Source organism: Pseudomonas sp. NPDC096950 (assembly GCF_044762525.1).
In the GTDB taxonomy this organism is placed as follows: domain Bacteria; phylum Pseudomonadota; class Gammaproteobacteria; order Pseudomonadales; family Pseudomonadaceae; genus Aquipseudomonas.
On the sequence record NZ_JBIWEL010000004.1, the window covers coordinates 333,501 to 353,659 of the forward strand.

Below are 20,159 nucleotides of genomic sequence, written 5' to 3' on the forward strand. Positions count from 1 at the left end.
ATGGACCTTCAGACGTTTCTGCAACAGCAACCCACGGACTACGCCGACACTCAGGCGTTAGGCCGATGCCTGCGGGCGCTGGTGGAGGCTGGTCTCGACCGGCTTCCGCTGCCCGGCAGCGGCGAGACGCTGGAACGTTTCCAGCGCCTGGCCGAGGTCGGTGGTCACGACCTCGGGTTGTGCAAATTATACGAAGGGCACACCGACGCGCTGGCGATCATCCAGCAACTCGGCGGCTCGCCAACGCCCGCCAGCACCTGGGGCATGTGGGCCGCCGAACCGCCGCAGGCCAAGGTTCGGGTCAGCCCTTCGGGGCACATGGTGTTGCTCAATGGACGCAAGGCCTGGTGCTCCGGCGCAGCCGTGCTCAGCCATGCGTTGCTTACCGCGTGGGATGGTCAGGACCGCCAGCAATTGGTGGCGGTGGCGCTGGATCAACCGGGGGTGAACATCACCGCTGACGGCTGGCATGCCGTGGGCATGGGCGCCACCGGCAGCGTCGAAGTGTTGTTCGAAGGCGCGGAAGCCCAAGCCATCGGCAATCCCGGCGACTATTTGCAGCGCCCGGGTTTCTGGCAAGGCGGGATCGGGATTGCCGCGTGCTGGTACGGCGCGGCGCAGAGCATTGCCGAGCGCTTGCGCCGTCACTGCGCGCAACGGCCGGAACCCCATGCCCTGGCGCATCTCGGCGCGGTGGACAGTGCCTTGCACGCAGCGGCGGAAGTGTTGCGAGTGAGTGCCATGACCATCGACGCCACACCGCTGGAAGACGCCGAACTGCTCGCCCGACGCGCCCGCGCAGTGGTCGAGCACAGCGCCGAACAAGTGATCCAGCACGTCGGCCATGCCCTCGGTGCCGGCCCTTATTGCAAGGATCGACAGTTCGCCCGATTGATCGCTGATTTGCCGGTGTTCCTGCGGCAAAGCCACGCCGAACGGGACCTCGCCGCCCTCGGCGAACGGGTCGTCAACGGGGCATGGTCGCTATGAAAGCCAATCCCATCGTCGGCCAGGGCACGCCGCTGCACCTCTGGCAAACCTCTCAACATTTGGCGCAATTGCCGGTGGTCGACATTCTTGAACTGGTGCCCGAAGGCTCGCGCGCCGTGATCATCGCCCCGCACCCGGATGACGAAATACTCGGCTGCGGCGGCTTTCTGCAACTTCTCGCCGATGCGGGCCGGTCATTGCAGCTGATTTCGGTCACCGACGGCAGCGCCAGTCACCCCGGTTCCCGGCGTTGGCCCGTGGAGCGCTTGAGCGCCGTGCGGCCTCAGGAATCCGCCGAAGCCCTGCGTCGGCTCGGCTTGCCGCTGCACAGCCTGAAATGGTTGCGCGGCGGTTTTGCCGACAGTCAGGTCGCGGCGCGGGAAGCGGAATTGAGCGTGTTCATCGAGCGTCACTTGCGACCCGACGACGTGGTCTTTACCACCTGGCGTGAGGACGGTCATTGCGACCACGAAGCCGTGGGGCGGGCCAGTGCCGACGCGGCCAATCGGGTCGGCGCGACGTTGCATGAACTGCCGGTGTGGACCTGGCACTGGGCAACCCCGGAAGACTGCTTTGTACCCTGGCACCGCGCCCGCAAGATTCTGCTCGACCCGCGCCTGGTCGCCCGCAAACGCCACGCCATCCATGCCTTCGCCAGTCAGTTGGAAGGTGATCCGCAAATCGGCCTGCCGCCGGTGCTCGCGCCTTATGTGCTGGACCGACTGCTGCAACCCTTCGAAGTGGTGTTTGTATGAGTGTCGAGGATCGCTATTTTGACGGGTTGTTCTCGGGCAACGATGACCCCTGGGCGTTTCGCCAACGCTGGTACGAACAACGCAAACGCGCGATCACCCTCGCCGCCCTGCCCCGACCGCATTACCGGTCGATCTTCGAACCCGGTTGCGCCAACGGAGAGCTGAGCGCCGAGCTGGCCAGCCGCTGCGACCGCTTGCTGTGCTGCGACACTGCAGCCGCCGCCGTCACATTGGCCCGCACACGACTGAGCCTGTTCGATAACGCTGAAGTCCGCCAGAGCCGTTTGCCCGCCGAGTGGCCCGAAGAAAAATTCGACCTGATTGTCATCAGCGAGATCGGCTATTACCTGGACGCCGACGACCTGAAACGCCTGATCGTCCTGGCCGAACAATCCCTGACCGCTGACGGTCAACTGCTCGCCTGCCACTGGCGCCCGCCCATCGACGGTTGCCCGCTGAACGCCCGCCAGGTCCATGACTTGCTGCACGAACATTTGCACTTGCCGCGCCTGGTCCTGCATCAGGAAGCGGATTTCCTGTTGGAACTCTGGAGCAGAGAACCTCGCTCCGTGGCGGCTCTGGAGGGCTTGCGATGATTGGAATCCTGATCCCGGCGCACAACGAAGAAGACTTGCTCGAACCCTGCATCCGCGCGGCCTTGCGTGCCGGCTGTCATGAGCGCCTTGAGGGTGAGCCGGTGCTGGTGCTGGTGGTGCTCGACAGTTGCACCGACCGCTCGGCGCAGATCGTCGCGCAATACCCGGTGCACAGCCTGGCGATCGAAGCCCGGAATGTCGGGGAGGCCCGGGCCGCCGGGGCGCGCTATCTGCTGGAACAGGGCGCACGCTGGATTTCCTGCTCGGATGCCGACAGCCTGGTGTCGAAGGACTGGCTGGTGGCGCAACTGGCCCTCGGCACCGACGCGGTGTGCGGCACGGTCACGGTGGATCAGTGGACCGCGGATTTCGACGAGTCGGCACAGATTCGCTATCGCCAGCATTACCAGGCTCGCGACGGTCACCGGCATATCCACGGCGCCAACCTGGGCATCAGCGCCGAGGCGTATCAGCGCGCCGGCGGGTTCGAACCCCTGGCCTGCGATGAAGATGTGCAACTGGTGCGCCAGCTCGAACTCTGCGGCGCGACGATCGCCTGGAGCCATCAGCCGCAGGTGCTGACCAGCGCGCGCCTGGACAGTCGGGCACGGGGTGGCTTCGGTGATTTTTTGCGGAACATGGTGCAAGTCGAGTAAAAAAAACCGGATCAGATGCAACAGCGAGGCGACGGATACGGTTGTATGAGCAATACTCTTGTTCGCTGCAATCCAGGGTTCGGAGCGCGGCACATTGCTATCAACCAGCCTTCACGGGTCTGCCAGGCTTGAACTATCAAGCGATGCATGACTGAGGGCGAGACAGAACAAGGACGTAACCCATGAAACCGGTTTACCTCAACGAAAGCACCCTGCCGTCACAGATCTGGAACAACGCTCCACAACTCGACAACATCCCCGTCATCAACACTCAGACCCTGGTCCCCGAAGGCGCACGCGCCGTGGTGATCGCGCCCCATCCCGGCGACGAAGTGGTGATGTGCGGCGGCTTGCTGCAGTTGCTCTCCGGCCTCGGCCATCCCTTGCAATTGATCTCGATCACCGACGGCAGCGCCAGCCATCCAGGCTCGCAGCAGTGGTCGGAGAAACGCTTGAGCGTGTTCCGCCCCCAGGAAAGCGTCGAAGCCATGCGCCGTCTCGGCCTGCCGATGCACAGCCTGAAATGGATTCGCGGCGGCTTCACCGACAACGCCCTGGCCGAGCGCGAACAACAATTGAGCCACTACATCGCGCGCTACCTGCGCCCGGGGGATGTGGTGTTCTGCACCTGGCGCGAAGATGGCATCGATGACCATGATGCGGTGGGCCGCGCCGCCGCCAGGGCAGCGGCGATTGTCGGTGTGGCGTACCACGAAATTCCGGTCTGGGCCTGGCACTGGCCGACGCGGGACCAAGGGATGATCCCCTGGCACCGGGCGCGCAAGGTGCGCCTCGACACCTGGACCATCGCCCGCAAAAGCCACGCCACCCATGCCTATGCCAGCCAACTCGACGGCGAACCCGCCATCGGCATCGCCCCGCTACTGCCCAGGGTGCTGCTGGAGCGGATTCGATTGCCGTATGAAATTGTGTTTGTCTGATAGCGCTATTCTCAAAACAACGATGTCCCCCTGTGGGAGCGGGCTTGCTCGCGAAGACGGTGTGTCAGTCACCGTTAATAGCGAATTTGCCGGCCTCTTCGCGAGCAAGCCCGCTCCCACAGTTAATCTGCGGTGGACACAGGTTTTGTGTACGACGCTAATCCCATGTGGGAGCGGGCTTGCTCGCGAAAGCGGTGTGTCAGTCAGCGGTGATGGTGAATGTGCCGGCCTCTTCGCGAGCAAGCCCGCTCCCACAACAGTTGGTCTGCGGGGGCTGCTTTATCGCGGTTCTCCCTGCAATCGGGCTGAACTGCCCGCCGCCGCATCAGTCGCATTACTTGAGCAGTCCTGATTTAGAGGAGCCAACGTGACCAGCGATTCGCTTAAATCCGTGCCACTGAACACCCCTACGGCGATTCATCGACTGCGAGTGCTGACGGTCAATACCCATAAAGGCTTCACCGCGCTCAACCGGCGTTTCATCCTGCCGGAGTTGCGCGAGGCGGTGCGCAGTACCTCGGCGGACCTGGTGTTCCTGCAGGAAGTGGTCGGCGAACACGAGCGGCATTCTTCCCGTTACAACGAATGGCCACAGGTGTCGCAATACGAGTTCCTCGCCGACAGCATGTGGAGTGATTTCGCCTATGGCCGTAACGCGGTGTACCCCGACGGTCACCACGGCAATGCGCTGCTGTCGAAGTACCCGATCCGCGAATTCCGCAACCTCGACGTTTCGATCACCGGCCCTGAGCGCCGCGGCTTACTGCACTGTGTGCTGGACGTGCCGGGCCACGCCGAAGTCCATGCGATCTGCGTGCACCTGAGCCTGCTCGAAAGCCATCGCCAGTTGCAGTTGCAGCTGCTCTGCCAACTGCTCGAATCCCTGCCCGACGATGCGCCGGTGATCATCGCCGGTGATTTCAACGACTGGCAGTTGCAAGGTAATGCCGCCCTCGCGCGGCGCGACTACCTGCACGAAGCTTTCGAACGCCATCATGGCCGCCCCGCCAAGACCTACCCGGCGCGCTTCCCGCTGTTGCGCCTGGACCGTATCTACCTGCGCAACGCGACCAGCCATCACCCGAAAATTCTTGGTACCCGACCCTGGACGCACCTGTCGGACCATCTGCCGCTGGCGGTTGAAGTACACCTGTAAGTCACATTTGTGACAGCGCCATTCGTCAGCGGCGCTACCCGACAGCAGAAAATGCGTCTACACCTTAAAAAGCTATGGAGCAGCGCATTCAATTCGTTAGGGCATAGGCCTCACGTAGTTCATGAATTAGGGTTAATACGCAGTCCGGCGAACCACCAAGGATGACATCCCCGAAACTCGGTAGGGATTCGCCATGCGTCGTTATGCCCGGCTACTGCGGTCAGTACCGCAGATCTTTGTTGTCCCCGCTTCACTGCTGATATTCATCAGCCCTCCCGCCTCCGGTGCCTGCACGTTGATTGCCGGTCCCGGCAACGATTCCTTCCTCTGCGACAGCGGCACCAGCGGCCCATTGACCGATCTGGCGGGTAACAACAGCCTGAGTTTTCCCGCCAACGGCACCGGGCGCATCAACGGCAACGTGACGTTCGGCGCCGGTGCCGACTCGGTGCAGATGGACTCCGGCACCCTCGCCGGCGCGCTGGACCAAGGCAACGGCAACGACAGCCTGCGCATCACCGGAGGGCAAATCGCCGGCGCCGTCAGCCAGGGTGACGGCATCGATAATTTCGTCATGAGCGGCGGGACGATCCAGTCCCTCGCCCAGGGCGACGGTCGCGACACGTTCCTGATGACCGGCGGCACGATCACCGGCGCGTTCGAGGACGGCGATGTGGCGAGGATGACCAACGGCACCATCGGCCGGGTCGACATGAAGCTCGACAACAATATTTTCGACCTGTCCGGCGGACAGATCATCGGCAACCTGGTGACCGGGTTCGGTACCGACACCATCATCGTCTCGGGAGGGCGAATCGGCGGCAACATCAGTGTCAGCGGTGGCAACGACAGCATTACCGTGACCGGCGGCGAGATCGTCGGTGAAATCCGCGCCAGTGTGGGCGACGACACCCTGACCTGGAATGGCGGCGGCATCATCCGCTCGGCGATCCTGATGGACGTCGGCAATGACCGCGCGACCCTGAGCAACCTGGATGAAAGCATCCTCGCCCTGACCCCGAGCCTCGACGGCGGCCCCGGCAACGATGTGTTGACCTTCGACCGCACCACCGCCAGCAGCCCCGCCCGCTACATCAACTGGGAAACGGTCAACCTGAGCAACGGCGCGCAATTGGACCTTGCCGGCAACTTCGTACTGGGCGACAGCGCCAGCGGCACCGGTGTGTTCAACATCGATGGCACTAGCACCCTGACCTCTGCCCAAGGCAGCATCCAACCGTTCACCGCCGGCCAGTTCGCAACCCTGAACAACGCCGGGGTGATCGACCTCACCCGCAGCAATACCCGCACCAACGACACCCTCACGGTGCAGGGCAACTACGCCGGCAACAACGGCCAGTTGCTGTTGCAAAGCGTGGTTGGCGACGACACTTCCCCCAGCGACAAACTGGTGGTGAACAACGGCACCTTGACCGGCAGCACCGTGATCAGTGTCAGCAACCTCGGCGGCGTCGGCGCTCTGACCCAGCAGAACGGCATCCCGCTGGTCCTGGCCCAAGGCACGGCCGTCAGCGATAACAGCGCATTTGTCCTCAGCGGCCCGATATCGGCGGGCGCCTACGATTACCGTCTGTTCAAGGGCGGCGTGACGGCGGGCACCGAGAACAGTTGGTACCTGCGCTCGGCGGTGGTCGCGCCAGCGATCTTGAGCACGCCCAATCCCGATCCGGCCCTGCCGCCGATTGTCGCCCCGGCAGCGGCGACACCCGTGGCGGCGCAAACGCCGACGATCGTGAGCATCCCCAATCCCGACCCGACTTTGCCACCGATCCTCGTGGCAGCCGCCGCGACGCCCACAGTCATCAGCATCCCCAATGCCGACCCGACGCTGCCGCCAACCCTCGTCACAGTGCCAGCGGCGCCGGCCGGCAGTTCGCCGCTGCCGGTGTTGCCTGCCGCCGTGCCGGGTGCGGCGCCGATTCCCTTGTACCGCCCGGAAGTCCCAACCTGGTCGGTGCTGCCTCCCGCCGCCGCGCAATTGACCCTGAGCGCCCTCGGCACGTTTCATGATCGCCAGGGCGATCAGCGCCTGCTGACGGAAACCGGGGCATTCGGCGCCGGTTGGGGGCGGGTCTACGGCAAGAACTTCGATCAGACCTGGGCTGGCACCGTGACGCCACGGCTCAACGGTTCGCTCAACGGTTTCCAGGTGGGCAACGATTTGTACAGCTCGCAAACCGACAGCGGGCAAACCCAGCGCACCGGTTTCTTTGTCGGCCACACCCGCTTGCAGGGCGATGTCGATGGTTTCAACGAAGGCTTTGAAGGCAAGCGCGCCGGCAGCGTCGAGCTGGAAGGCGACAGTTACGGTTTGTACTGGACGCTGACCGATCCCAAGGGCTGGTACGTCGACACGGTGGTGATGGGCACTCGGTTTGATGGCGACAACCGTTCCGAACGCGGCCTCAAGCTCGACAACCGTGGGCATGCCCTGACGCTCTCGGCCGAGGCCGGCTACCCGATCCCGCTGGCCGGCAACTGGGTGGTGGAACCCCAGGCGCAAGTGATCCACCAGAAGATCTCCCTGGACAGCCAGGACGACGGCATTTCCCGGGTGTCCTTCGACTCCGACGGCGCCTGGACCGGTCGCCTCGGCGCTCGCCTCAAGGGGCGCTACGCCGTGAGTGGCCGGCCGCTGGAGCCGTATGTGCGGGCCAATTTGTGGCACACCTTTTCCGGTACCGACACGGTAACGTTTGATCACGTAGACCGGATCGAGAGCGAACAGAAATCCTCCAGCGCTGATCTCGGTGTCGGCGTGATCCTGAGCCTCGCCCCGTCCGTCAGTGTGTACGCCAGTGCCGATTACACCAGCAATATTGACAGCAATCAGCTGCGTGGCGTGGTCGGCAACGTCGGTATCCGGATGAGTTGGTAGGTGTTTAGCCAACTATCAAAAACGCGCGTCTTGGGGTTTTATTGATGATTTTTTGTACAAACAATCACTTATGGACACGCCAGAAAACAGACACTTGCAATCGCTAAAATAGCCCTACCATTTATCGGCCATTTTCTTGACGCAAGGTCACAGGTCTTCTTAGCTACACGTTACTACCCCCGGAAACACACCAGGGACAAACCTTCAGACACCCGTTAAAACGGGCGGCCCCAGGCTTGCCTCAATCCATTCGGTCGCCCCTCATTCGGGGTAGGAGAGACGCCAAAGCGAGAACGGCATGCGTTTGCAAGGTAGACCTCCATGAAAACGTCATTCACCCCACAAGAGATCAAAATCACTTTTTGCACCGTCTCGAGCACCCTCCTGCTCTGTTCGTCCATGGACGTACAGGCCGGCCCCGCCGAGGATGACACCACCCCCTGGTACAGCCAGGAGGTGCCGACATTGACCTTGCCCAACGTCGCCGCCACCTACCCGGGACGCTACACCTTCAACCCGGACCTGCGAAGTTCACACCTGACCATCGAAGACGCCGCGCCGGCGGCCTGGGATCAACTCTACGGGCAGGTGTCACGCCAGGCCCAAACAGATGTTCAGTCCGAAGGTTTTGCAATCCCCGGCTCTGATGATTTCAAAGGCCCGGCCCTGCTGACCCTGCAAAGCGGCAGCGGTCACGTGCAACGGGTCGGGCTGATCGGCGGCACCAGTCAGTACCAGGGCAATAGCGATGGCCTGTTGACCAGTCGTGCGATGGCCGATCCCGGCAATGACACCCTCAACCTGCAAGGCCAGAGCCTCGGCGCGTATTGGAGCCTGACCGGGCCCCAAGGCTGGCACGTGGACTTGACCGCCAGCGGTGGCCGGGTCAACGGCTACAGCCGTGACGCCCAGGGCATGCGGCAGACCGCCGAGGGCAGCGCGATGACGGTGTCGGTGGAAGGTGGCTTTCCTATCGGCCTGGGTGAGAACTGGGTGGTGGAACCCCAGGCGCAATTGATCAATCAGCGCATCACCCTGGACACACCTTATGCCGGCGCGAATAACGCGACCTCCAGCGACCTGTCGTCCTGGAGCGGCCGGGTCGGTGCGCGATTGAAAGGTAGTTACGACATCAACGGCCTGCCGGTCGAACCCTATGTGCGGACCAACTTGTGGCACACGGTGTACACCGGCAATACCGTGACCCTGGACCAGGTGGACAAGATCAGCAGCAGCCGCAATTCGTCTACGGTCGAATTGGGTTTGGGATTGGTGGCCAGGGTGTCGCCCACGGTCAGTCTTTACGTCAGTGCCGATTACAGCAGTGATGTGGATGACAATGATTTGAATGGGTTGATCGGAAGTCTGGGGGTTCGGATGCGGTGGTGAGGGGCTACCCGCAAGAACTGCAGTGCCTGGGCTAACGCCTTCGCGAGCAGGCTCGCTCCCACAATTTGAAATACATTCCAATGTGGGAGCGAGCCTGCTCGCGAAGAACGATGACGCGGTGTTAGAGGATCAACCCTCCGGCCGCAAGATCAACACCGCCAACGGCGGCAGGTTCAGCACCAGCGACAGCGCCTGGCCGTGGCTCGGTTCTTCCTCGGTAAACGCCCCGCCGCCGTTGCCATAGTTGGAACCGGCATAGGTGTCGGCATCGCTGTTGATCAGCTCGGTCCAGCGCCCGGCGAACGGTACGCCAATGCGATAAGCCTGACGCGGCACCGGGGTGAAATTGGCCACCACCAGCGCAGGCCGGCCGTCCTTGCTCCAGCGCATAAAGGCATAGACGCTGTTGACCGCGTCATCACCGATCAACCACTGGAAGCCCTGCGGCGCATCGTCCTGATCGTGCAGCGCCGGTTCTTCGCGGTACAACCGGTTAAGGTCGCCCACCAGTTTCTGCACGCCTTTGTGTTCCGAGTACTGCAGCAGGTACCAGTCCAGTTGCTGATCGTGATTCCACTCGCGCCACTGGCCAAACTCGCAGCCCATGAACAACAGTTTCTTGCCCGGGTGCGCCCACATGAAACTCAGGTAAGCCCGCAGGTTTGCGAATTTCTGCCAACGATCGCCAGGCATCTTGTCGATCAGCGAATGCTTGCCGTGCACCACTTCATCGTGGGAAATCGGCAGGATAAAACGCTCGGACCAGGCGTAGACCAGGCCGAAACTCAGTTCGTTGTGATGATGCGCGCGGTACACCGGATCCTGCTGGATGTAATGCAGGGAATCGTGCATCCAGCCCATGTTCCACTTGTAGTCGAAACCGAGGCCACCCTGTTGCGTGTCCTGGCTGACACCCGGCCAAGCGGTGGACTCCTCGGCGATCACCAGCGCGCCAGGCGCTTCCAGATTGACCACATCATTGAGGTGGCGCAGGAAGTCGATGGCTTCCAGGTTTTCGCGACCGCCATGACGGTTCGGCACCCATTCGCCGGCCTTGCGCGAATAGTCGCGATAAAGCATCGACGCCACGGCATCGACCCGCAGGCCATCGATGTGGAAATGCTTGAGCCAGTGCAACGCCGACGCCAGCATGTAGCCGTGCACTTCGGTGCGACCGAGGTTGTAGATCAGAGTGTCCCAATCCTGGTGAAAGCCTTCCATCGGGTTGGCGTATTCATACAGCGCCGTGCCGTCGAATTGCGCCAGGCCATGGGTATCGGTCGGGAAATGCGCTGGCACCCAATCAAGGATCACGCCGATGTCAGCCTGGTGGCAGGCGTTGACGAACGCGGCGAAGTCATCCGGCGAGCCGTAACGGGCGCTCGGGGCAAACTGCGACAGCAACTGATAACCCCAGGAACCGCCGAACGGGTGTTCCATGATCGGCATCAGTTCGATGTGGGTGAAACCGAGTTCCTTCACATACGGAATCAGTCGATCGCCCAACTCGTGCCAGGTGTACTGACGGGCGACTTCCCCCAGATCATCCAGCTCGCATTGCCACGAACCGGCGTGCAATTCGTAGATCGACAGCGGAGCGCTCGGCTTGTGCTTGTCCGCGCGAGCCTGCATCCACTCTTGGTCTTGCCAGTCGATGCTCAGCGGCGCGGCGACTTTCGACGCGGTGTCCGGCGGCATTTGTGTGGCCAGGGCCATCGGGTCAGCCTTGAGCGGCAGAATCCCTTGGGCACCGAGGACTTCGTATTTGTACGCCTCCCCCGCTTGCAGGCGCGGGATAAACAACTCCCAGACCCCGGTCGGGTGACGCAGGCGCATCGGATGCCGGCGACCGTCCCAGACGTTGAAATCGCCTACAACCGACACCCGTTTCGCATTCGGTGCCCATACGGCAAAGCGCACGCCGTCCACGCCATCGACGTTTTTCAGTTGCGCGCCAAGGCAGGCGCTGAGGTCGCGGTGATTGCCTTCGGCGAACAGGTACAAGTCCATCTCGCCGAGCAGCGGCCCGAAACTGTAGGGATCTTCGGCGACTTGCTCGCCGCCGGCCCAACGGGTGCGCAGCAGGTACGGCTGCGCCCGGTCGAAGTGGCCAACGAACAGCCCCGGCGTCTGGGTGGCTTCAAGGCTGCCCAGCTCTTCGCCGGAATCCTTGGCCAATACCTGGACGCTCAGTGCGTCCGGCAGATAGGCCCGGATGAATTGCCCGCCATGGTCATCGCCGTGGGGGCCGAGGATGGAAAACGGATCGTGGTGTTCTGCGCGTACCAGCGCGTCAATGTCCCGCGCCTTGGGCAACAGCGCTTCTTTGTGATGCCCCTGTTCCTTGTTCGAGAAACTCATGACTACTCTCCACCAAGATCGGAAAAGGGTTTGAGCCCACTCAATAACCCATACAAACCGTGCAACGGCACCGGCAGCCAAGTGGGGCGGTTTTCCGCCTCATAAGCCACTTCATAGGCCGCCTTCTCCAGGCCGAACAACGCCAGTGCGGCGTCCTCGCCTTCAGGATCTTGCCACGCATGACCAAGACTAGCTGCCGCCAGCCGATAAGCGTCGATAAATGCCTGTTGCGCTTCATTCAGATAGCGATCAGCGACCCGTTGCCGCGCCGCTTGGGCATCGGCGGTGTTGTCGACGTTGTGCACGTTGATCGCCATCGCGGCGGCGTAGTCGAAGGATCGCAACACGCCGCTGACATCTTTATACGGACTGTGCTTGCCGCGACGTTCGCTCAGCGGCCGTGCCGGCTCGCCTTCGAAGTCGATCAGGTAAGCATCGCCCTTGATCACCAGCACCTGGCCCAAATGCAAATCGCCATGGACCCGAATCCGCAAACCACCCGCGGCTTTTCTGCCCAGTTCCTGGACATGCCCGAGGATGGTTTTTTTGTTGTCCAGCAAGCGAGTGACCAGTGCTTTGTCCGCCGGGTTCAATTCGTTTTGATGCTGCTTGAGCAACTTCAGCGAATGTTCCAGTTGCGCCGCCACGTCCTTGGCCGAGGCCAGGGCTTGTTTCTCCGTGGTGACCTGCGGGGCGAAATCCGGGTCGTCGGTGGCCGATGCCAGCACCACGTGCATTTCCCCGAGGCGCTGGCCGAGCATGCCGGCGAAATCTTTCAATTCACCCAAAGCGTTGTAGTGCTGCTCCTGCTCGGACATGGCGTCGGCCAGTTCATCCCGCAGGGCGCGTTCGAGGTTGTTCTGGGTCCATTCCCAGGCGTCGCCCTGATTGCTCAAGTAGCCTTGGGCGATCATCAGCAGGTTGTCTTCGCCCTGGCCGTCGCGGCGAATCACCGAACCCAGCAACGGGGAAATGTTGGCAAACCCGGCGCTGGTCAGGTAGGCGCTCATCTCCAGTTCCGGGTGCACGCCCGAGGCGACTTTGCGGATCAGCTTGAGCACCATGCTTTTACCGACCACCACCGAACTGTTGGACTGTTCGGCGGACAGGTAACGCACTTCCGACTCTGCCGTCAGGCCAAGCTTGGCCAGTTGCGCGGTCGGCTCGAAACGGATTTCGCCACCATCGGACGGCAACACAGTGTTGCTGTGCATGCCCTCGACCACGGCGCGGATAAAGTTTTCCAGGGCAAACGCATCGGTGATCAAACCGACCTGCGGCCCGCGCCGAACCCGGGACAGCGCCAATTGTTGCGGCAACGGCGCACCGACCTGATCTTCGGCGATAAAACCGAACGGCAATTGATAACGGCTGGTCTGGCCACCGCTGGTGACTTCGATTTCGCTCAACAGCACTGGATGCTGCGGATCGCCAAAGCGCACGCCGTAGGCCAGGTTGACCTTCTCGATCGCCGCGTCCTTGCCGGCGAACCAGCGACGGTTTTGCAGCCAGTTCGGCAGGATGCCCTGCTCCAGCGTGCCGCGAGACGGCGCTTCGAGCAGTTCTTCCATGCGTTTCTTCAGCACCAGGGTGGTGAAGTCCGGCAGGCTTTGCGCCGGTTCCACGTGCCAGCTCGGCATTTGATTCTCCGCTGCCAGTACAAACCAATAGAAGCCGTACGGCGCCAGGGTCAGGAGGAAATTCAACTGGCCGATCGGTGGGAAGGCGTTCCCGCCCAGCATTTCCACCGGGACCATGCCGGCGTAGGCCGACAAGTCGAGTTCCGCCGCTTGCGCACTGCGGGACACGTTGGCCACGCAGAGAATGATTTCGTGCTTGCCGTCGGTCCCGGTGAATTCACGGGTGTAGGCCAGAATCCGCCGGTTGCTCGGCGACAGCATCTTCAGCGTGCCGCGCCCGAAGGCCTTGGACTGCTTGCGCACGGCGAGCATGCGGCGGGTCCAGTTCAGCAGCGAATGCGGGTCGCCGGCCTGGGTTTCGACGTTGACCGACAGGTAACCGTATTGCGGGTCCATGATCGGCGGCAGCACCAGGCTGGCCGGGTCGGCGCGGGAGAAGCCGCCATTACGGTCGATAGACCATTGCATCGGCGTGCGCACACCGTCGCGGTCGCCGAGGTAGATGTTGTCGCCCATGCCGATTTCATCGCCGTAATACATCGTCGGCGTACCGGGCATCGACAGCAGCAGGCTGTTAAGCAATTCCACGCGGCGACGATCACGCTCCATCAACGGCGCGAGACGGCGGCGAATCCCCAGGTTGATCCGCGCCCGACGGTCGGCGGCGTAGTAATTCCACAGGTAATCGCGTTCCTTGTCGGTGACCATTTCCAGGGTCAGCTCATCGTGGTTGCGCAGGAAAATCGCCCACTGGCAGTTGGCCGGGATCTCCGGGGTCTGGCGCAGGATGTCGGTGATCGGGAAGCGGTCTTCCTGGGCCAGCGCCATGTACATGCGCGGCATCAACGGGAAGTGGAACGCCATGTGGCATTCGTCGCCGTTCAGGCCTTTTTTATCGGTGTCACCGAAGTACAGCTGCGTGTCTTCCGGCCACTGATTGGCCTCGGCCAGCAGCATTCGGTCCGGGTAATTCGCATCGATTTCGGCACGGATCTGCTTGAGGACGTCGTGGGTCTCGGGCAGGTTTTCGTTGTTGGTGCCGTCGCGCTCTATCAGGTACGGGATCGCGTCCAGGCGCAGGCCGTCGATGCCCATGTCCAGCCAGTAACGCATCACCGACAACACCGCTTTCATGACTTGGGGGTTATCGAAGTTCAGGTCCGGCTGGTGGGAATAGAAACGGTGCCAGAAGTATTGGCCGGCGACCGGGTCCCAGGTCCAGTTGGACTTTTCGGTGTCGAGGAAGATGATCCGGGTGCCGTCGTACTTTTGATCGTCATCGGACCAGACATAGAAGTCCCGGGCCGCCGAGCCTTTCTTGGCCTTGCGCGCACGCTGAAACCACGCGTGCTGGTCGGAGGTGTGGTTGATGACCAGCTCGGTGATCACCCGCAAGCCACGCTTGTGCGCCTCGGCGATAAAGCGCTTGGCGTCGGCCATGGTGCCGTAGTCGGAATGCACGCCACGGTATTCGGCGATGTCGTAGCCGTCGTCCCGGCGTGGCGAGGGGTAGAACGGCAACAGCCAGATGGTGTTGACGCCGAGATCGGCAATGTAATCGAGTTTGGCGATAAGACCGGGAAAGTCGCCGATCCCGTCATTGTTGGAGTCGAAAAAAGACTTAACGTGAACCTGGTAAATCACAGCGTCCTTGTACCAGAGCGGATCCTTGATGAACGTTGTGGCCTTGGGTTTCTTCGCCATTTGAAACTCCTGTTGAAACGAGAGAGCGCCCTGACCGAGATCGTTCCCACGCTTTGCGTGGGAATGCATCCAGTGACGCTCTGCGTCACCGCGGCGGACGCGGAGCGTCCAGGGCGGCATTCCCACGCGGAGCGTGGGAACGATCAAAGCAGTGGTCTAGACGGTAATCCGCCAAATCCCGAACGGCTGGTGGGCCGGGTCGATGCGCATGGACTGGTACTTGCCGTACCACGTCCAGCGATGGCCGCTCATCAAGTCTTCACCCTGGGTCTGGGCGTCGTCGGGCAAGCCCATTTCCCACAGCGGCAGTTCGAAATTCGCTTCCTGGACGTTATTCGGGTCCAGGCTGACGGCCACCAGAATGAAGTTGCTGCCATCGGCGCTGCGCTTGCCGAAATACAGTATGTTGTCGTTCCAGGCGTTGTAGATCTTCAGGCCCAGGTGCGTGTGCAGCGCCGGGTTCTGGCGGCGGATGCGGTTGAGCTGGGCAATCTCGGCAATGATGTTGCCCGGCGCATTGAAGTCCCGTGGACGGATCTCGTACTTCTCGGAGTTGAGGTATTCCTCTTTGCCCGGGATCGGCGCCGCTTCACAGAGTTCGAAACCCGAATACATACCCCACAGGCCAGAGCCCATGGTCGCCAGTGCCGCGCGAATCAGAAAACCGGCGCGCCCGGATTCGTGCAAGAACGCCGGGTTGATATCCGGGGTATTCACGAAGAAGTTCGGACGGAAGCATTCACTCCAAGGCGACTCGTTGAGTTCACTGAAGTAGGTGGCCAATTCCGCCTTGGTGTTGCGCCAGGTGAAGTAGGTGTAGCTCTGGGAATAACCAACCTTGCCGAGGCGCGCCATCATCGCCGGGGTGGTAAAGGCTTCGGCGAGGAAGATCACTTCCGGGTGCAGCGCCCGCACATCCGCAATCAGCCATTGCCAGAACGGCAGCGGCTTGGTGTGCGGGTTGTCGACGCGAAAGATCTTCACGCCCTCCTCGACCCAACCGACCACGATGTCGCGCAATTCCACCCAGAGGCTGGGGATCGCGTCGGCGGCGTAGAAATCGACGTTGACGATGTCCTGGTATTTCTTCGGCGGGTTCTCGGCGTATTTGATCGTGCCGTCGGGGCGCCAGTTGAACCAGCCCGGATGCTGCTGCAGCCACGGGTGATCCTGGGAACACTGGATGGCGAAATCGAGGGCGATTTCCAGCCCGTGTTCCGCCGCTGCAACCACCAGCCTGCGGAAGTCTTCACGGGTGCCGAGCTCGGAATGAATCGCCTCGTGCCCGCCTTCGGCGCTGCCGATAGCGTACGGGCTGCCCGGATCGTCGGGGCCGGCGGTCAAGGAGTTGTTCGGACCTTTGCGGTAGCTGCGACCGATCGGGTGGATCGGCGGGAAGTACAGCACGTCGAAACCCATGTCCTGGATCATCGGCAGCCGCGAGTGCACATCGTTGAATGTGCCGTGGCGCGCCGGATCGTCGGTGATCGAGCGGGGAAACAACTCGTACCAACTGGCGAACTGGGCGATGTCCCGTTCGGCATCCAGCGGGAATTCCTGGCTCAGGCTCAGGTAGGCGCGGTGATCGGCCTGGGCCATCAGGTCGGCGCTACGCTGGTGCAGGAACAGCGCCACCTGCTCGGTTTCGAGCAGCCCGGACAATTCATGGTGCAGCCCGGCCAGTTGCTCGCTGAGTTGCCCTTCGCTGCGCTCGGCGGCTTGCTGGACCATGGTCCGGCCTTCCTGCAACTCCAGGCTCACCGGTACGCGGGCGGTGTGTTTCTTTTCCAGCTCATAACAGAAGCTGGCGAACTGATCGATCCAGGCCTCGATGCAGAACACGTGGCGACCCTGGCGCTCGACGCGAAAGCGTCCCTGCCAGCCGTTGTTGCCCAGGTCAGCCATGGTTTCGCTGTGCCAGGACTCCTCGCCCTCGCCACGCCAGCGGATGCGCACGGCCAGTTTGTCGTGGCCGTCGGCGAAGACTTTGCTGGTGACCAGCACGTCCTGCCCCACCACCGCTTTGACGGCAAACAGTCCGCCATCGAGGGTCGGCATCACATTTTCAATCGCAATGCGCGGCAGCAACAAAGCCTGCGACAGCGGCATATGCGGGTTGTAACTGAGTTCGGTCGGTTTTTCAGCGATCATCGAGCATCTCTCCTTTACGCCCCAAGGACGCTCTTTTGCTTGATGTTCATCCACATGGGGCGTTCCGTCCCGGAATGAACTCACTTAGGTTCCGAGCGACAGGCGCCGGTAAAAGTTCACGGGGATTTGCCTGAGTGTTAGCGGGAATCAAATCCTGTGCGCGGTGGTCAACAAACTTAAGCACGAGTTACGCCATGTGCCACAAGGAGCTTGACTGATGAGTATTCCAATCCCGGCTGAAACCCCTGATCCGAACATCGACAACCCGACCATTCCGCCCACCGAACCGGACCCGGTGCCCGAGCAAGAGCCGCCTGGCACGACCCCGCCGCCCATGGAAGAGCCACCGGCCACCATGCCGCCGGTGATCGTCAGTCCATAACGCTCTGATCGTTCCCACGCGGAGCGTGGGAACGATCAGTCCCTGGGGCTACGATCTCTGTCGAGCATGCGCACCACCGCTGGCATGACGCTGAATATCGCTAATGCCAGCAACGTACTGAGCACCGCCGTCGCTTCGCGCCCCAATCCGGCGGAAACACCAATCGCCGCGGTCATCCACAACCCGGCGGCGGTGGTCAGTCCTTTTACGTGCCCCTCGTCGCCCTCGGTGTTCTTCAAGATCGTCCCGGCGCCGAGAAAGCCGATCCCGGCAATCACGCCCTGCACCACCCTGCTCATGGCATCGGCCTGGCTGCCGGACATCTGCGGCACCAGCACAAACAGCGCCGCGCCCAACGCCACCAGCATGTGCGTGCGCACCCCGGCAGCCTTGCCCTTGTGCTCGCGCTCGAAACCGAGAATGCCCCCCAGCACGGCGGCCATCAGCAGGCGCACGGTTATCCGCGTCAGTTGCGAAGCGTCGCCAACGTCGGCGAACTCCGCTTGCAACGTCACCCAAACTTCATGCCACCAAGCATTCATGGCGCAGTCCTTGTAATGATTGATAGACGATGGACCGCGCCGACCATTAATCGGTTGCACAGAACGATGCCCGTCCCGCGTGACCTAACGTTTTAGTCTCCGCTGAAAAAAGGACAGTCCCATGACCGTGCGCATCGAAAACCAGACCTGCTTTTTCACTATCGAAAACGGCGAAGAGATTCGTCTGTGCCCCGACGTCACCATCATCACCGACTCGGAAAAAGCCATGTCGGCCGTGGAACTCAATGGCCAGCGCGTCTACATCACCGAAGCAGAAGCCGACGCATTGACCGTAGCAGGTGCGGTCGACGGTCGTAAGCATTTGAAGGCTACCGACAGTGATTCGGTGATTTGACTGACCCGCATCAACAACCGCCGCGAGCGTCTGGGATAGGCGCTCGCGGCCTGCGTTGGCGGGTGCATCAAGTTGTCGCAGGCATTCGTTAAAAGTCCATCTGATCCGCTTTTTATTGCAATACCTGAGTCTGTTATGCAAACAGATCGCCGCTCATAGTGCACCGGCCTGATGGAGGCTGATGAGCGAACGACCATGAGCGAGAGAATCCCCGTCCGAACCGTAGAAAGCGCCCCGGCAGTCCAGCGCTATGAGCCTTCGCGTCCAAAGATGAAGGCCAAATCCAGCGACAACCTGATCCACACCCGCAGCTTCACCGGCCTGTACCGCACCTTGCGCATGAGCGGTGCCGGTTTCCTGTTCCTCGCCTTTTTTGGCACCGTGTGGCTGAACTGGAACGGCCGCCAGGCAGTGCTGTGGGATCTGTCGGAAAGCAAATTCCACATTTTTGGCGCAACCTTCTGGCCCCAGGATTTCATCCTGCTCTCGGCGCTACTGATCATTGCCGCGTTCGGCCTGTTCGCGATTACCGTGTTCGCCGGCCGGGTCTGGTGCGGTTACACCTGCCCACAAAGCTCCTGGACCTGGATCTTCATGTGGTGCGAGAAAGTCACCGAAGGTGAACGCAACCAGCGCATCAAGCTGCAAGCCGCGCCGTGGAGCCTGAACAAATTGCTGCGCCGCTCGGCCAAGCACACGTTATGGCTGGGCATCAGCCTGCTCACCGGCCTGACCTTTGTCGGCTACTTCACTCCGATCCGGCCACTGGCCGAAGAACTGCTGACCCTGCAAATGGCCGGCGTCAGTCTGTTCTGGGTGATCTTCTTCACCGGCGCCACCTACATCAATGCCGGTTGGCTGCGCGAAGCGGTGTGCATGCATATGTGCCCGTATGCGCGGTTCCAGAGCGTGATGTTCGACAAGGACACCCTGACCATTTCCTACGACGTGTCCCGTGGCGAAAACCGTGGCCCGCGCAAACGCGAGGTCAAACCGGCGGACGTTGGCCTCGGTGATTGCATCGACTGCCAGGTCTGCGTGCAGGTCTGCCCCACCGGCATCGACATCCGCGACGGCTTGCAGATGGAATGCATCGGCTGCGCGGCGTGCATCGACGCCTGCGATTCGATCATGGACAAAATGGGCTACGCTCGCGGCCTGATCAGCTACACCTCGGAGCATGAATTGCAAGGCGGCAAGACCCACCTGCTGCGGCCACGGTTGATCGGTTACACGGCGGTGCTGCTGGTGATGATCGGCGCACTGGCCCTGGCGCTGGTGGAACGGCCGATGGTGTCCCTGGACGTCACCAAAGACCGTGGCATGTACCGCGAGAACAGTGAGGGCCAGATCGAGAACATCTACAGTCTGAAAGTCATCAACAAGACCCAGCAGCGCCAGGAATACCGCCTGAGCCTGGTAGATGGCGAGGGCTTCCAGTTGCAAGGCAAGACCGGGCTGAGCCTGGCTCCGGGCGAGATTATCGACGTGCCGGTGTCGGTGGCGATGACCACGGAACGGCCGAGCAGCAGCTCTCAGACGATCAGCTTCAAAATTGTCGACAGCGATGAGCCGGACATCTACAGCGTGGCCCAGAGCCGGTTTGTTGCGCCGATGAATCGTTGAACCTTTAGACTGCGGC

Annotated in this window: 15 protein-coding genes; 11 read left to right on the forward strand and 4 right to left on the reverse strand. The window is 61.8% G+C overall.

Translation table 11 applies throughout. From position 1 onward, the window contains the following. The 8 genes from ACIQY3_RS10175 to ACIQY3_RS10210 all read left to right on the forward strand — a co-directional run bounded on the left by ACIQY3_RS10175 (window position 1) and on the right by ACIQY3_RS10210 (window position 9,382). The gene (locus ACIQY3_RS10175) at window positions 1-990 is read left to right on the forward strand and encodes an acyl-CoA dehydrogenase (protein WP_403019024.1); all 990 of its coding nucleotides are present in this window, start codon (window positions 1-3) and stop codon (window positions 988-990) included. Then, the gene (locus tag ACIQY3_RS10180) at window positions 987-1,745 is read left to right on the forward strand and encodes a PIG-L deacetylase family protein (RefSeq protein ID WP_403019026.1); all 759 of its coding nucleotides are present in this window, start codon (window positions 987-989) and stop codon (window positions 1,743-1,745) included. Before ACIQY3_RS10175 ends, ACIQY3_RS10180 begins: the two co-directional genes overlap by 4 nt. Further along, on the forward strand, window positions 1,742-2,341 hold the full coding sequence (locus ACIQY3_RS10185; RefSeq protein WP_403019027.1) for an SAM-dependent methyltransferase: 600 nt from the start codon (window positions 1,742-1,744) through the stop codon (window positions 2,339-2,341). Before ACIQY3_RS10180 ends, ACIQY3_RS10185 begins: the two co-directional genes overlap by 4 nt. Then, window positions 2,338-2,997, forward strand: a complete 660-nt coding sequence (locus ACIQY3_RS10190; RefSeq protein ID WP_403019029.1) for a glycosyltransferase — start codon at window positions 2,338-2,340, stop codon at window positions 2,995-2,997. Before ACIQY3_RS10185 ends, ACIQY3_RS10190 begins: the two co-directional genes overlap by 4 nt. Window positions 2,998-3,179: 182 nt before the next feature. Then, window positions 3,180-3,938 (forward strand): PIG-L deacetylase family protein, encoded by a 759-nt coding sequence (locus tag ACIQY3_RS10195; RefSeq protein ID WP_403019030.1) that lies wholly within the window; start codon window positions 3,180-3,182, stop codon window positions 3,936-3,938. A gap of 367 nt (window positions 3,939-4,305) precedes the next feature. Further along, on the forward strand, window positions 4,306-5,094 hold the full coding sequence (locus ACIQY3_RS10200) for an endonuclease/exonuclease/phosphatase family protein (protein ID WP_403019031.1): 789 nt from the start codon (window positions 4,306-4,308) through the stop codon (window positions 5,092-5,094). Window positions 5,095-5,287: 193 nt separating this feature from the next. Then, window positions 5,288-7,993 (forward strand): autotransporter outer membrane beta-barrel domain-containing protein, encoded by a 2,706-nt coding sequence (locus ACIQY3_RS10205; protein WP_403019033.1) that lies wholly within the window; start codon window positions 5,288-5,290, stop codon window positions 7,991-7,993. A gap of 321 nt (window positions 7,994-8,314) precedes the next feature. Then, window positions 8,315-9,382 carry an autotransporter domain-containing protein gene (locus ACIQY3_RS10210; protein WP_403019035.1) on the forward strand — a complete coding sequence of 356 codons (1,068 nt, stop codon included), beginning with the start codon at window positions 8,315-8,317 and terminating at the stop codon, window positions 9,380-9,382. 129 nt (window positions 9,383-9,511) lie between these two features. Here the strand turns inward: ACIQY3_RS10210 and glgB are convergent, their stop codons facing one another. The 3 genes from glgB to ACIQY3_RS10225 all read right to left on the reverse strand — a co-directional run bounded on the left by glgB (window position 9,512) and on the right by ACIQY3_RS10225 (window position 17,238). Beyond that, window positions 9,512-11,743: a 1,4-alpha-glucan branching protein GlgB gene (glgB, locus tag ACIQY3_RS10215; protein WP_403019036.1), complete on the reverse strand. Its 2,232-nt coding sequence runs from the start codon at window positions 11,741-11,743 to the stop codon at window positions 9,512-9,514. A gap of 2 nt (window positions 11,744-11,745) precedes the next feature. After that, a complete protein-coding gene (gene treS / locus ACIQY3_RS10220) occupies window positions 11,746-15,087 on the reverse strand; it encodes a maltose alpha-D-glucosyltransferase (protein WP_403019037.1) in 3,342 nt (1,113 codons plus the stop codon). 156 nt (window positions 15,088-15,243) lie between these two features. Then, complete coding sequence (locus tag ACIQY3_RS10225; RefSeq protein ID WP_403019038.1) at window positions 15,244-17,238, reverse strand: alpha-1,4-glucan--maltose-1-phosphate maltosyltransferase; 1,995 nt, start codon at window positions 17,236-17,238, stop codon at window positions 15,244-15,246. Between the two features lie 217 nt (window positions 17,239-17,455). On the opposite strand from ACIQY3_RS10225, the gene ACIQY3_RS10230 reads away from it, so the two are divergent. Beyond that, window positions 17,456-17,620, forward strand: coding sequence for a hypothetical protein (locus tag ACIQY3_RS10230; protein WP_177331432.1), 165 nt, complete (start codon window positions 17,456-17,458; stop codon window positions 17,618-17,620). Window positions 17,621-17,655: 35 nt separating this feature from the next. Here ACIQY3_RS10230 and ACIQY3_RS10235 read toward each other — a convergent pair whose 3' ends face one another. Next, window positions 17,656-18,162: an MgtC/SapB family protein gene (locus ACIQY3_RS10235; RefSeq protein WP_403019040.1), complete on the reverse strand. Its 507-nt coding sequence runs from the start codon at window positions 18,160-18,162 to the stop codon at window positions 17,656-17,658. 121 nt (window positions 18,163-18,283) lie between these two features. On the opposite strand from ACIQY3_RS10235, the gene ACIQY3_RS10240 reads away from it, so the two are divergent. Continuing rightward, a complete protein-coding gene (locus ACIQY3_RS10240) occupies window positions 18,284-18,517 on the forward strand; it encodes a DUF3203 family protein (RefSeq protein WP_403019041.1) in 234 nt (77 codons plus the stop codon). 195 nt (window positions 18,518-18,712) lie between these two features. Beyond that, window positions 18,713-20,143 (forward strand): cytochrome c oxidase accessory protein CcoG, encoded by a 1,431-nt coding sequence (ccoG, locus tag ACIQY3_RS10245; RefSeq protein ID WP_403019042.1) that lies wholly within the window; start codon window positions 18,713-18,715, stop codon window positions 20,141-20,143. The last annotated feature ends 16 nt before the right edge of the window (window positions 20,144-20,159 follow it).

What these genes read in the sequence shown, in the direction of transcription:
- ACIQY3_RS10175 (WP_403019024.1), top strand. Translation starts at nt 1, where the DNA reads ATGGACCTTCAGACGTTTCTGCAACAGCAACCCACGGACTACGCCGAC.
- ACIQY3_RS10180 (WP_403019026.1), top strand. Translation starts at nt 987, where the DNA reads ATGAAAGCCAATCCCATCGTCGGCCAGGGCACGCCGCTGCACCTCTGG.
- ACIQY3_RS10185 (WP_403019027.1), top strand. Translation starts at nt 1,742, where the DNA reads ATGAGTGTCGAGGATCGCTATTTTGACGGGTTGTTCTCGGGCAACGAT.
- ACIQY3_RS10190 (WP_403019029.1), top strand. Translation starts at nt 2,338, where the DNA reads ATGATTGGAATCCTGATCCCGGCGCACAACGAAGAAGACTTGCTCGAA.
- ACIQY3_RS10195 (WP_403019030.1), top strand. Translation starts at nt 3,180, where the DNA reads ATGAAACCGGTTTACCTCAACGAAAGCACCCTGCCGTCACAGATCTGG.
- ACIQY3_RS10205 (WP_403019033.1), top strand. Translation starts at nt 5,288, where the DNA reads ATGCGTCGTTATGCCCGGCTACTGCGGTCAGTACCGCAGATCTTTGTT.
- ACIQY3_RS10210 (WP_403019035.1), top strand. Translation starts at nt 8,315, where the DNA reads ATGAAAACGTCATTCACCCCACAAGAGATCAAAATCACTTTTTGCACC.
- glgB (WP_403019036.1), bottom strand. Translation starts at nt 11,743, where the DNA reads ATGAGTTTCTCGAACAAGGAACAGGGGCATCACAAAGAAGCGCTGTTG.
- treS (WP_403019037.1), bottom strand. Translation starts at nt 15,087, where the DNA reads ATGGCGAAGAAACCCAAGGCCACAACGTTCATCAAGGATCCGCTCTGG.
- ACIQY3_RS10225 (WP_403019038.1), bottom strand. Translation starts at nt 17,238, where the DNA reads ATGATCGCTGAAAAACCGACCGAACTCAGTTACAACCCGCATATGCCG.
- ACIQY3_RS10230 (WP_177331432.1), top strand. Translation starts at nt 17,456, where the DNA reads ATGAGTATTCCAATCCCGGCTGAAACCCCTGATCCGAACATCGACAAC.
- ACIQY3_RS10235 (WP_403019040.1), bottom strand. Translation starts at nt 18,162, where the DNA reads ATGAATGCTTGGTGGCATGAAGTTTGGGTGACGTTGCAAGCGGAGTTC.
- ACIQY3_RS10240 (WP_403019041.1), top strand. Translation starts at nt 18,284, where the DNA reads ATGACCGTGCGCATCGAAAACCAGACCTGCTTTTTCACTATCGAAAAC.
- ccoG (WP_403019042.1), top strand. Translation starts at nt 18,713, where the DNA reads ATGAGCGAGAGAATCCCCGTCCGAACCGTAGAAAGCGCCCCGGCAGTC.